The 12,682-nt window shown below is 55.7% G+C and carries 13 protein-coding genes and 2 pseudogenes; 1 reads left to right on the forward strand and 14 read right to left on the reverse strand.

Annotated features, from left to right (window positions below; genetic code table 11):
* Positions 1–39: 39 nt before the first annotated feature.
* From Q0526_RS17625 to Q0526_RS17665, 9 genes and pseudogenes are all read right to left on the reverse strand, one after another.
* Positions 40–228: a hypothetical protein gene (locus Q0526_RS17625; protein ID WP_298736559.1), complete on the reverse strand. Its 189-nt coding sequence runs from the start codon at positions 226–228 to the stop codon at positions 40–42.
* A gap of 4 nt (positions 229–232) precedes the next feature.
* Positions 233–1,123 (reverse strand): sugar ABC transporter permease, encoded by an 891-nt coding sequence (locus Q0526_RS17630; protein ID WP_298736561.1) that lies wholly within the window; start codon positions 1,121–1,123, stop codon positions 233–235.
* 40 nt (positions 1,124–1,163) lie between these two features.
* The gene (locus tag Q0526_RS17635) at positions 1,164–2,381 is read right to left on the reverse strand and encodes an extracellular solute-binding protein (protein WP_298736563.1); all 1,218 of its coding nucleotides are present in this window, start codon (positions 2,379–2,381) and stop codon (positions 1,164–1,166) included.
* 77 nt (positions 2,382–2,458) lie between these two features.
* A complete protein-coding gene (locus Q0526_RS17640) occupies positions 2,459–3,637 on the reverse strand; it encodes a starch-binding protein (protein ID WP_298736565.1) in 1,179 nt (392 codons plus the stop codon).
* A gap of 819 nt (positions 3,638–4,456) precedes the next feature.
* Complete coding sequence (locus Q0526_RS17645) at positions 4,457–4,786, reverse strand: type II toxin-antitoxin system RelE/ParE family toxin (RefSeq protein WP_298736568.1); 330 nt, start codon at positions 4,784–4,786, stop codon at positions 4,457–4,459.
* Positions 4,783–5,085: a type II toxin-antitoxin system RelB/DinJ family antitoxin gene (locus Q0526_RS17650; RefSeq protein WP_298736571.1), complete on the reverse strand. Its 303-nt coding sequence runs from the start codon at positions 5,083–5,085 to the stop codon at positions 4,783–4,785. Before Q0526_RS17650 ends, Q0526_RS17645 begins: the two co-directional genes overlap by 4 nt.
* A 99-nt stretch (positions 5,086–5,184) precedes the next feature.
* Positions 5,185–5,310, reverse strand: a complete 126-nt coding sequence (locus tag Q0526_RS17655; RefSeq protein ID WP_298736573.1) for a hypothetical protein — start codon at positions 5,308–5,310, stop codon at positions 5,185–5,187.
* An 85-nt stretch (positions 5,311–5,395) separates the two neighbouring features.
* A pseudogene (locus Q0526_RS17660) lies at positions 5,396–5,863 on the reverse strand (recombinase family protein); the annotation flags it as partial.
* Between the two features lie 265 nt (positions 5,864–6,128).
* Entirely contained in the window at positions 6,129–6,707 is a 579-nt protein-coding gene (locus Q0526_RS17665; RefSeq protein ID WP_298736576.1) for a DUF6017 domain-containing protein, read from the reverse strand.
* Between the two features lie 481 nt (positions 6,708–7,188).
* Here Q0526_RS17665 and Q0526_RS17670 point away from each other — a divergent pair, with 481 nt between their 5' ends.
* Complete coding sequence (locus tag Q0526_RS17670; protein ID WP_298736577.1) at positions 7,189–7,431, forward strand: RHS repeat domain-containing protein; 243 nt, start codon at positions 7,189–7,191, stop codon at positions 7,429–7,431.
* On the opposite strand, the gene Q0526_RS17675 is transcribed toward Q0526_RS17670, so the two are convergent.
* From Q0526_RS17675 to Q0526_RS17695, 5 genes and pseudogenes are all read right to left on the reverse strand, one after another.
* On the reverse strand, positions 7,389–7,943 hold the full coding sequence (locus Q0526_RS17675) for an ROK family protein (RefSeq protein WP_298736580.1): 555 nt from the start codon (positions 7,941–7,943) through the stop codon (positions 7,389–7,391). The genes Q0526_RS17670 and Q0526_RS17675 overlap by 43 nt on opposite strands.
* A 16-nt stretch (positions 7,944–7,959) precedes the next feature.
* Positions 7,960–8,268, reverse strand: a pseudogene (locus tag Q0526_RS18885) (hypothetical protein); the annotation flags it as partial.
* Positions 8,265–9,755, reverse strand: coding sequence for a DUF3604 domain-containing protein (locus Q0526_RS17685; RefSeq protein WP_298736587.1), 1,491 nt, complete (start codon positions 9,753–9,755; stop codon positions 8,265–8,267). The pseudogene Q0526_RS18885 and the gene Q0526_RS17685, both read right to left, overlap by 4 nt.
* A gap of 25 nt (positions 9,756–9,780) precedes the next feature.
* Positions 9,781–11,736, reverse strand: coding sequence for an alginate lyase family protein (locus tag Q0526_RS17690; RefSeq protein WP_298736589.1), 1,956 nt, complete (start codon positions 11,734–11,736; stop codon positions 9,781–9,783).
* On the reverse strand, positions 11,733–12,682 hold a 950-nt coding region (locus Q0526_RS17695; RefSeq protein ID WP_298736592.1), incomplete at its 5' end, for a sulfatase-like hydrolase/transferase. The genes Q0526_RS17690 and Q0526_RS17695, both read right to left, overlap by 4 nt.

The following is a 12,682-nucleotide window of genomic DNA, read 5'->3' on the forward strand; positions in this document are numbered from 1 at the left end:
AGGAACGGCAAAATTTTTTGCACTTCTATTGCTTCTTTATCACACATAAGCAAAGTGTTCCGGGATAAAGCGGAAGTTGGAACTTAACAGACTGTTGTCTGCGTTGAAGGATACCGATACAGCGTACAGGATCGGGATCAGCGTGGCAAAGCACAGAAGGATAAAGAACAGATGAAGGAATGTGTGGCCAACGGCCTGTTTGACCTTGCGCCTGGTATGCAGCGTCATAGAATCATTCCTCCTTCCGTTTGCGGTTGGTCAGCAGCGAAAAAGCGATCAACACGATAAAGATGATCATGGAAACAGCGGAACTGTATCCGTAGTTGTTGGTGATGAACGCATTTTCGTGGGCATAAGTCAGAATCGTATGGATGTTTGCACCGGTTCTTGCACCGGACTGCTGGGTCAGCAGATAAACGACATCGAACTGCTTGAAGGTCGTGAATACCGTGATCAGCACGGAGGGCGCAATGATGCCCTTGATTTCCGGGATCGTGATGTAAATGGCCCGCTGGAACCAGTTTGCACCGTCCAGAATCGCGCTTTCATAATAGCTTTGATCCACCGCCTGGAGCGCGCCATCCATAATCATGATCATAAAGGGAAGCGCCAGCCACAGGTTGACTACCGTGCAGCAGATAAAAGCAGAGACATCGTTGGCAAGCCAGCGCACTGCCTGCAGCCCCAGCTTTTCCATCCACTGATTCAGCAGCCCAAACTGCGAGTTGAACATACCCGTTTTCCAAAGCAGAATCGATACATACCCCGGAATCGCCCACGGAACCATCAGCAGGGTCTTGTAGATCCGACGCCCCTTAAAGTTCTTGATGTTGAGAAGGCTTGCCAGCACAAAGGCTATCACCAGCTGAAGCACCATGTTGATGACGGTCCAGAGAATCGTGCGCAGCAGTGCTTCCAGAAAGCCGGAATCAAACACGAACAGAGCGTCCCGGTAGTTTTCCAGGCCCACAAACATGTAGTCAAACCAGTGGTAGACGTTCATATTTGTGAAAGAGATATAGGCCGTATACAGGATTGGGAACACTACAATCAGCAGGATCAGCAGCAGAGATGGTGCACTGCAAAGATATGCCAGCAAGGTTTCCTTCTTCTTTTTCTTCATAGTGTTCCTTTCCGCCGTGTTTTGTCGGCTTATACGCACTTTACTGCATCTGTGCGATCAGATCGAGCGCCTGTTGCTGCGCCTCGTCGGCGCTGGTCTGTACATCTGCGCCGCTCATATTCACCTGTACCAGCAGGTTTTCCGTTACCGTCCACATGACATCCATCTCGGGAACATTCGGCATGGGGACTGCGTTCTGCGCCGTTTCATACATGGCCATGACCATATCGTCCTGCGACACCGTTTCATCGTCATAGCAACTTTCCTTGGCTGGGGCACAGCCGCTGGCCTGCGCAATGGCAATTCCGACCTGGTCGCCGGTCAAAACTTCCAACACTTTTGCAATGGCATCATGCTTGCGCTCTGCCGCGACTTTGAGAACATGGATCCCCTGCACGCCGGAATACGGCGCGATCTGTTTGCCGGTTTCGTCCACGGTGGGCATCGGGGCAATTCCCAGATCGATGCCGGCCTCTCTGGCTGTCGGTACCAGCCAGGGGCCGCCGATGGTAGAGTGCGCTTTGCCTTCCCGGAACAGCGTGTTCACGGTCGCGTATTCTCCCTCCGTGGGCATCAGTTCCACAAACTTTTTGTGATATTCCAGTGCACGGATGGTATTCGCGTCATTCAACCCCGGTTCGCCTTCGTCGTTGAGAATATAGCCGTCAAAGGCGTGGAGCCAACCGGCCGCATAATAAGCCGTGCTGTGCTGCTCCACAAAACCGTAATGGCCGCCCTGGGTCGTTTCCTGCATATAGCTGTACAGTTCTTCTGTGGTCTGCGGCACCTCGTCATCGCTCATATAGAGCCGGTTATACATATAAAGCAGAGTCTCGAAGTAAAGGGGAAGCTGATATACCTCTCCTTTATAAGTAGCTGCTTCAATCGTCATGGGGAGATACTGGTTCAGCGTTTCTTCATCGATAAAGTCGGTGATCGGGGCCAAAATGCCCATCTCCGCATAAACGCCGATTTTGTCATGTGCAAAGAAATACATATCCGGCGCAGAGTTTGGGTCATTGCCAACCATTTTCAACGAATCCGTCAAGCCATCTTTCCTTTCCAGATTCACCACGATGTCGGGTGCAAGCTGATCCAGTTCCGCCTGGAGCGCAGCCGCCACCTCATCTTCTTTGTCGTGCCAGATGGTAATGGTAACCGGGCCATCCTCCTGCGCGGTGTCCTGTGAAGAAGAACACGCCGCAAGCATGGTTCCGACCATACACAAGCTCAGCGATAATGCGATCAGGCGTTTCATGGGTATCCCCCTTTTTGTAGGTGTTGATTTTTGAGCAAAAGCGGCGCAGGCTTTTTTATGCCTGCGCCGCTACAGTTTTACTTCTTCTTTTTCTTCATGTAAATGACAGCGCCGGCAGCAACAACCACCACGATCACCACCACAACGATAGCGGCAACCGGGATTCCGCTCTGTTCCTCCTGCACCGGAGCAGGTTCGGCCGTAGCTTCAGGTTCGATTGGCTCCTCTGCCGCGGGGGCGGTCTCAGCTGTCTCGGCAGGTTCCTCGTAGCTGACTGTTGCGTTCTCCGCATCGGTCACCACGATCCAAACATCCTTGCCCGTTTCCACGGACAGATCGGAAGTCTGAACCGAGCCCTCGTTGCCATTCACAATAATACTGTTGATCCAACCGGGAACGCTCAGCGTCAACCATCCATCGCCGGTATCCTCCAGCGGCTCTCCGGGCCAGGCGGAAAAAGCATTGGTACCGTCCGGTGCCGACCAGGCCCATAGATTGGGCTCGCTCCAGTCGGCGGGCGCTTTTACACGCACCGTAATGTCCTCCGCCACAGGGGCATTGGGGTCATTATAAGTAAACTCAGCGGTACCATCTTCCGAGACAGTCACCCAAATCTCGGCCGGATCGATCGACAAATCCTCTGTCTGAACCTCACCGCCATTACCGTTGACGATAATTCGGTTGACCCATACAGGTGCTGTGGCTGTGTACCAGCCATCCTCACCGGCGGTCATCGCTTTGCCGGGCCAGGCATCCGAGGCATTGGTACCGTCAGGATCGAGCCATGCCCACAGCCGAACATCTTGCCAGCTCTCAGGAACCTGCGCATGGATTTTGAAGGTTTCGACGTACTCGGGAATATCGCCGCTGGTCTGCTGCTCGTAGCTGACCGCCACATTCTCGCCGTCAGTGACCGTAACCCAGGTATTCTGTGCTTCAATCTTCTGATCTGTGGTCTGAACCGTAGAATCGTTGGCGTTGATGATGATGTTGGTCGCGGATTCGGGGATCCAGCAGTAGTACCAGCCCTCGTTGTTTGCATCGGCCTCCATCGCCTCACCAGGCCAGGCATCAAAAGCGTTGGTGCCGTCATCGCTCCAGGCCCACAGGCACGGATTCGACCAGTCGTCGGGGACCTGCGCATATACGATGATCCTTCCATCCGATGCCCCTTCCGCAAATGCTATGGCCGGGGCCATCATCAGAAGGAACATAACGCTCAGCAGACAGGTAAAGATTCGTTTCGTGCTGCTCATCTTTCATGCTCCTTTGTTTTGTGATTCTTCTTAAACGGTTGGGAAGCGCATCCTCGTTGCTTATAGCGTACCACTAGATGACTGTAGTGGCAAGAGTTATCTGCGAAACCGGTTTCTTTCCCTTTTGTTGTTATTGTTATATTTCTTCACCTACAATTTATTTATTTTGACCATTATATTTCACCATTTCCGTTGTTTGTCACCCTTTTGTAACTGTTTGTAATGCTATATAAGGAAACTATTTCCTTGCGATTTTCAAATAATTGCTATCTCTCATGACCGGTTTTCTAATAGGTTTCGCAGCAAAACGGGCCAATATGAACCCGCACAATCATTTATCAACTATAGCACATTATACAATGAAAAAGCCCGGCTTCCGGTCTGAAACCAGAAGTCGGGCAATTCTTGACACACCAAATATATGGGTGTTATTATTTTGCGGTCACTGTCTGCACTGCCATTCCATCCGGCAGGAGGTGATGTCCATATGTCTTTTAATCAGGTCATCCTTTTATTATCCCTGGTCGGCGGCAGCATCTATGCTACCGCATCCTTGACGATAAAGATTTTAGAACATTTGCAAAAGAAAAAGGATTGATGCCACAACCATCTGTCCTTTCTTTCCCGTGCAGACAGTGACCAATAAAAAAGGCCCTTACATTTCTGTAAAGGTCTTTTTGGTGCACCATCGGGGACTCGAACCCAGGACCCACTGATTAAGAGTCAGTTGCTCTCCTTAACGGCTCGTACTAAAGCTGTAAGTCATCGCAAAGTTTAACACAAGAAAAAGGCGCTTAGTAACGCAAGGTTCCGGCTTCATTACAAATCCATCTTCAGCAGTTGCGCAAGCTGATCCCGCTGGCCATAGATGACGGCAATCACATGAACCACTGCCGTCTGTTCATTGATCCAAAAGTAGACAAGGTATCCTCTGACGATCATTTTACGGACGCCTTGACTCCGCCACGGTTCTTCCTCCAGCAGCGGATGCCGCTGTGGCATTGTATCCAAGCCAGCTATCGCTTCACGGAGATCCTTCACAAATTTTTTGGCTGCCTGCGGGTTGAGCAGCTCATTTTGAATGTAGGAAGCATATTCCAGAATTTGATTGCTGGCCTGCGTGGTCAGCATAACAGTATATTGCTTCATCCCAGCCGCTCCATAATGCTGTTAAAGGCATCCATCGCAGGAGCGCTTTCCCCCGCCTTGGCCTGGCGCAGCCCTTCCGCCATCATCGCGTTAAATTCTGCGTCCGTCATGCTGTCACGTGTCTTGGGCATCGCTGGCACGGTGACTGGAAACGGAATCCCATTGTGCAAAATCACCTGCCGGTAGGCCATATTGATGAAAGCGGATGCCGACACGCCCAGCTTCGCCAGAATTGCCTCCGCCTGTTCTTTTACGTCAGGTTCCACACGAACATTCACATTTGCACTTCTTGTTGCCATTATCCAGCACCACCTTTCGAGATAAGTATAGCATATTGTATTGCATTTCGCAATACAATATGTCGCTTCACTCAAAGACAGCCTTATGTACGTCGTGATTCATTCATCTTTTATGAACTGCCGGTAACTTCCCCTCACTACGATCCTGACCTGATACCCTCTCCCCAGCTCCACCCGTTCCAGCAGCTGTGCCAGAATGGTCCGTTTGCGCGGGATGGATGCCAAATCGAACTCATTGGCCCAGCCGAGGAACTCATCGTAATATTTGCGGATCTGCTGGACTGTAGTTCGGCTGGAATTGTCCTTTAATATCGCCGTGGCTCTCGATCCGCTGCTGGCCCTCATGAGTGCTCCACATCTCAATGCCGTGCTGGACGAACCACTCCAGCACAAACGGCGTCTCGCTCTCGATACGCCCCAAACGGTCGAACATATAGACCAGCAGGACGTCAAACTCCCTGTTGCTGGCTGCGGTACGAAGTTCCTGGATCACATCCCGCTTGCTGGCGGACACCTTGGAGCCGGACACACCTTTTTCCGCCTTCTCCATCACCACGCGCCAGCCCTGCTGCTGGGCAAACTTGCGGCAGGCGATCTTCTGCATCGGGATGTCATCGTGATCGACCTGGCCTTTGGTGGAGACCCGGTATTCCAGCGCCGCCCGTTTGGCGTCCGCGGGCAGGCGGCATTGCAGCGCCGTAAAATAGGCGTCATCCAGCCACTGTTGGTCAGCCTGGGAGATCTCGATTTGTTCCCCGTGTTGATTTGTATAAGTCATTGCGCATTCCTCTGTCGCTGTGTTGCGGGGCTTTCCCGTTATCACAACCATACTATAGAACGCTCTGAATAGCTATCACCATAACGGAGAAAGGTCGCCCGGTTTTTCGGCATAAAATCGACATTTTATCCATCATAAACAGAAATAGGCCGGGGGCAGCTCTCTTTGAAAAAGGGGGCTGCCCCCGGCCCTTTATTCCTGCGCTTCCAGCGCTTTTCGCTCGGCGTAGGCACTCATAATTAAATCAGTTACATTCTTCATTGTTTCAGGATTTGGCGGTGTTCTCGTGCAGGCACTTAAGCACAAAGCGGATGTGCTCGGCGTCCAGCTTGAGCAGCCGCGACTTGACCACCTCGGCCGGGAAGTCGGAGCCGCAGACGCGGGTAACCTTGCGCCGGGCACATACGGTCTCGGTCATGAGCTCAACGATCTCATCGATCAGGTCAGCATCGTCCGGGTTTTGTGCCACCAACAGCGGGTACTGGATCTTGTCGCGGATCAAGGCCCGATAATCCTCCATCCCCTCTGCCAGGCTCGTTTCGATTCGCTTCGCTTCCGGCGGCTCAGCCGCCCGGAAAGGAATCGAATCGGTTTTTGATTGATCTTTTCTTGTTCTATCTTTATTTATTTGCGCGGTGGTTTCCGGCCCCTGGCCCTCCATATCCGAGTTTTCCGTATCCAGTGCGGTTGTATCTGACCGGGGCGGGTCAGGCTGCCGGGGATGCGGCTGTTCGTAGATGGTGTACTCCATATCGCAGATGCGGCTGCGCTCGTTGCGCACCACGTGGCGGACAATGTACCCGGCTTTCTCCAGTTCCCGCAGCGCCCCGCCGATGGCGTCCACACCCTCCTTGCAGATCTTGGCCAGGCCGCGGGTGGTGTATCTACAGGACCGGGAACTTGTTCCCAGCCGGGTAGCTAAGAGCGTAAACGAAAAAAGCCCGGCATCCAGCAATGAAATCAATGCCAGATATCGGGCTGTGAATGGCGATGCGCTATTGAAATCTATATACTTTTACTGTGTTTATCTGAGAACCGGCAGAACCAACAAAATCCCGCCGGAAAATTTTCTATACTTCTGTGGCGATTTTTTCGCCCAAAACCGAAGCAGGCCACCAAACTCCCGGAAGCGGGGAACCTGACGGCCTGCCTTGCGTGGAAAAGCCTGCCAAAACCGCCTGGAAACGGCTTTGACAGTAACGGAAAAAGCCTGCGCTCAGCTGGCTCCAAAACGCCAATTTTTGACGATACAACAACAAAAAATTGGCTGACAGTAAAATCGGCCAATCAATATGGATGACTGGAACGGCACTACGTCGATCTCGATGGACCTTCTGGACCACATCACCTCGGTCACCGACCATAAGGGGCGCACGGTGGAATACGGCTGGGACGCCGAGGGCAACCGCCTGAGCGAGATGCAGTACAATCACGGGCAGAGCGGGAACGCGGCGGCCGGGCCGGACAGCAGCGAAAGCGGCGATACCGGCAACAACGGCAATGGCAACGGCAACAAGAAACCGCCTCACCTCATCAGCAGGCTGGCCGCGCCCAGCAGCGCGGCATGATTGCCGGTCCTGGCGGGAACGACCCGGCAGCCGCACCTGAAATCCGGCGGCAGACAGGCATCCATGGAGATCTGCAGCGGGGCGGTGAGCGCTTCCCCCTGAGCGGAGATGCCGCCGCCCACCACAATGCGTTCCATATCCAGCAACAGCGCCATGTTGGCAAAGACCCGGCCGACCTGTGCTGCCCAATCCTCGAACAGAGAACGGCAAACGGGATCGCCAGCCGCCAGACGGCGGAAAAACTCGATCCCGTCCAGGGAGGATATCCCCGTCCGGACCCGGGCAGCTTCCATCAGGGCCTGCGCGGAGTTGCGCTGTTCCCAGCAACCGGAAGGCCCACCATAATCCCAGTAGCCGATTTCCCCGGCGCGATGATGGACGCCCTCCAAGGGCTGTCCGTTCAGGACCAGACAGCTTCCGATGCCGGTGCCAAAAGCCACACAGGCAAAGTTGCGGCAGCCGCGGGCGGCCCCGGAGCCATTTTTCTCCCAGTGCAGCCGCGGCGGCATCATTGACGATTTGGACCGGCAGGCCGGGATGGCTGCGCCCGATCACATCGCCGGGACGAAAGCCGGACAGGCAGGGCATATTTTCAACGCCGCCAAGCAGGATCCCCCGTTCCCGGTCCACGATCCCCAGCGTGCTGATCCCCACACCGTCCACCTGCCCCGCACGCGCCAGTACATCCAACAGTTTGTGTTCCAGTTCCGCGCGGCGCATGGAGGGGCCGGTAGAAAATATTTCCAGCGGGCGCAGTTCACCGCCGCTCTGCACGATGGCGCATTTGGCGGTGGTCCCGCCGATATCGATCGCAAGAAAATTTTTCATACAGGTCATTCAAAATAGACCGGCGACACAAAGGCACAGGAACCGTTGGACTGGTAGACTTCCATGTGATAGAGATCCCGCCCGCCGCTGGGCAGATCCGTCAGATGCCCCTGGGCTGTGTACTGGCTTTCGGTCAAGATGGGGTGGACTTTGAACGCTTGAGAGTGGTAGGGTTTCATATGCTCGCTGTAGCCGTAGCGCATCAGCTGCGCCACGGTGAGGGTGCGCGCATGGCCATTGACCGTAATGGAAAGTTCGGTCTCCGGGGTGCCCTCCAGTTCAAAGATCACCGCGTTGGTCTGCGGGTGCAGCGGCGAAATATTTTTCACCGTAAAGCATTGCCATTGGGCTCCGGTGTCGGAAACTTCCAGGATCCGGCTGTCCATGTCATTCACATCATCGTGCCCATCGGTATTGGCGGCGGCAGGCGCCAGTACGCTGCGTCCACGGAAGCAGGGCTCAACACTCAGCAGCCGGCCGCCCCGGACGCCAACGCAGCCCTGCCAGCGGAACAGATCGTCTGCATTGTTGCCCCAGCCCATTTCAACACGGAACTTATAACGCGTATCTGCGGGGGAGGGAAGCATACGCAAGCCTTCCACGATGTGCAGCGGCTGCAGATTTTTGTAAAGCACGATCTTGTCGATATTGTAGCTGCCTTTTACAAAATAATCAAGGCGGCGGAGGCACCCGTTTTCCGGCAGGATGGATCCCATGGGCGCGTCGTTGACGGTGAAACGGCACTCGATGCGGTCGCCTGTGACCGCGTAGGTGCGGCGCGCCAACATCGCCTGCCAAATACTTTGCCGGTTTTTGGCTTCCGCCCAGACGGCCATCTTTCCATCGCCGTAAGAGCCGGGAAAGCCTGCGTGATGGTCGGTAGAGCCTACGAAACCGAAGTGATACCCCCGGCGCAGGCCCTCGTACACGGTGTTGCGGCTGTCCCGGGGCCCCATATTGTGGTAATACGGGAACGGGGCTGTTTCACTCATTCCGCAGCCGTGTTTGGAACACACTTCGATGAGCGGTGTGATCTTTTCATCGTATTTGTCCCAGTTGATACCGCGATACCCGGGGGTGTAGCCGATATGGTGGCACACCGTCAGGGCCGGGACCCCGGCGTCCTGCATCAGCGCAGCGGGAGAATCCCGGTAGATCAGGGGAAGTTGATCGTCGGGGGATACGATGTGGTGATCGCCGTATGCATTGGAGTGCATCTCATAGGCCTGAAAGGTCACAAGATCCGGGTCGTTGGCATTGGCAACGATCTTTTCTACCTCATCCCAATGTTCCCGCATCTTTTGAAATCCGGCCTGATGGAAGTCTACAACGAAAGCGGTCTCCGGGGTGCGCACCGGCATATCGGGCCACATCGCGTGCCCGGTGACAGCGCAGAAATCCAGATGGCTCCGGGCACGGGCCAGCGCGTTTTTTAACGACCCGTAACCATAACTGATATCGCAATGGTTGTGAATATCGCCCCACAGCAATTTCATAGTATTTCTCCTTTTCCTGATTTTGTTACCAGCTTAAAACCGTTGGGTGCCCCGAACGGTCGAAAACGATCGCCTCGCCGTAACCACGGCAGCCCCCGGCGCACAGCAGATTCACCTTGCCCACGATCTCCTGGCGGGAGAACAATACCGTCCAGCGGTTTTGTCCGCAGCAAATTTCAAGGGCCTGGGCGTCCCCATCCGGCAGCTGCGTGCCCTCGATGGCACGGGTTACGGGCAGCTTCCGTGCGGTAAAGTCCGCCTCTTGCGCAAACCCGATCACTGTCAGGATGCCGCCGCCGTCCCGGAACCCGCTGGATACGGTCAGGCAGGCGGTCTGTTTTGACAGGTTGTACAGCGGCGCATAAGGCTGCGGGTCCAGCGTCAGCCGGGCGCCGGAGGCAAAGCTTTGGATGCGTGCGTGTACGCCGTTTTGTGAGAAGGCGGCGCCGTCCGCCGTCAAGGCCGTCTGCCCCGGGCCAAAGTGGAAGGTCTGCCGGCAGGTGTGTGCGCCGGAGCCGAAGAAACTGTCGAACACCACCAGTACGCCGGGCTTTAGAAAGACCACTTCGCGCCGCACAAAAAGCCCGCGATGGGCATACCCCAGGTGCATACCGCTGACATAGCCGTAGCGGGCATCCTCATGGAATTCACCCTTGATGGGTTTGGCGATGGCGCCAAACCGCCAGGAAGCGCAGCAGTCGGTAAAATCTTCCCCGTCGATGACAAAGGTATTGTGGGCGGCCGGGGCTTTTAAGCCGGTACGGCGGCTGTCGTTCACATAGGTCAGGCGGCCGGTATCGGTCAAAATATCCACACCGCAGGCTGTCACATCCAGGTGCAGCAGATCGGCGTGACCGTGGCCGCTTCCCAACGGCCCACAATGAAAATGGACCCAGGCAGCCTGCGGGCCGCTGCCTGCGCGAAAACAGTAATTGCCGCTATGCCGGAAAGCATGCCCGCGTTTGGGCGGCGCCCCGGCAGGTAAAGACGCGTAATGCAGGGCCCCCTGCATCCCGAAACGCCACAGATTTTCCAGATCCGGCAATGCATAGGCGCCGGATCTCAGCAAAGGATCATCAAACAGGAACGCCCCCAGCGTCAGAACGTCCCGCACGTCCGTGTCGTCGGAATCGCCGCGCATGGGCTGGTGGAAATTGGGCTTGGCTTCGTACAAAGTGGCCCGGCACATGGCATGGGCTTTGCGCGGGATGGAGGGCGGCAGGGCAAGGTGCTTTTCCCTCGCCAGGAGGATCAGTTCCAGGAAGCACCACAGGACTTCGTGGTGGTACATGGGGGACTGTTCCCACTGCATCCCGTCCCGGAGGATCTGCATTTCCGCCTGGCAGGCCAGCCGGTCCAGCAGCACGGGGATTTTTTCCTGGACACCCGGCTCGTCGTTCTCCGCCAGCCAAACACCGGCAAATACCGCGCCGGTATTTGCCAGCACGCCCCAGTTGCTCAGAAGATGGTAGTGATCCATGCAGCCGTATAAATAAGTGAAGTGCTGTGCCAGACTGCCCCGGACAGAAGCAAGGAACGTTTCGGGAAGCACATTCAGCGGGCGAAGCCAAGCCAGGCAGCGGACCCAGACGGTCGCCCGGATCCCGGCGTCCAACGTGCGCCAGCTGTGGCAGTCTGGATCTGTGCAGAAGGGGCAGTTTTCGATAAATTCAGTGACGATCCGCAGGAAACAGTTCAAATAGCGGGGCTGCTCCGTCAGCAGATACGCCAGCGCAACATCGTAGAGGTAACTCTGGCGTGCCAGCATCACCGGCCACTCGGTATCGCCGGTTTCCATATGATCCCAGCGAATGGGGCCGTCGAACACAACGGATCCCTGCGTGGGCTCCATATCCCAACGGCGGTCGAACAGGAATTCGTTGCGGCACAGCCGGTCCGCGCGGCGTATGACTTCATCGGCTTCCCCGGAACAGGATCGAAAACTGTAGTCGGCCAATTGCTGAACTTCTTGCCATGTCATATACATACCCCTTGTTTTGCGGCCAGGTCGCGGTAGTTTTCCACGAAGGCATCCAGATCTGTGAGGGGAATGTGGATGTCATCATGGGTGACTTTCATGTGCTCCAGCAGGCTTTGCAGCATGCTCCGGGCCAAAACAGGAACCGACTCTTCAAACAGCAGGTTGCGGGTCTCCTGCGGGTCGGAGGCGGTATCGTACAGTTCAAAGTACACTTCATCCTTGAAGATATCGGCGATCAGCTTGTACGCATCCCGCACTACACAGCGCTGAAAATTTCCGAGCGCGCCGTTGCCGTCAAACTGGATAAAAACATCCCGGCCGTCCCAAGCAGCCCCCTCTTCGATCAGGGGGACCAGACTGTGTCCTTCGCAGGCGGGGGCAGGCAGGTCCAAGTAGTGGCACAGGGTGGGCAAAACATCCAGATGGCTGACTGTGGAGGTCACATGCCGTCCTGCGTGCGCGCCCCCCGGCAGGCGGAGAAAAAGCGGCACACGGGCAGATTCCTCGTACATACACATTTTTTGGAAAAGGCGGTGGGACCCCAGCATCTCGCCATGGTCGGAGGTGAAAACGATCAGGCAGTCATCATAGATCCCCTGCCGCCGCAGTTCGTCCAGCAGACGGCCTACGCAGTCATCCAGCAGCCGGACCAGGCCAAGATAGACCCGCCAGCTCTCCTTCCACTGTTCCCTGGTGTAGCGGCTGCCGACCACCCCGGTGAGATTGTACATCTGCAGGGGGGACTGGTAAGCGTACCACCGCCCTACGTTGTCAGGCAGGTGAACTTCTTCAGGCGTAACGCTGGAATACCAGGGTTCGGGAATATCAAGCGGCGGATGCGGGGCCAGAAACATGGCGCTGAGAAAGAGCGGCCGGCCGGGGTCGCGTTCCCGCAGGCCCAGCAGCGCACGGTCGGTAAAATAACCGTCAAAGTAGTAAGCGGGCC

The sequence above is a fragment of the uncultured Subdoligranulum sp. genome (assembly GCF_937890665.1).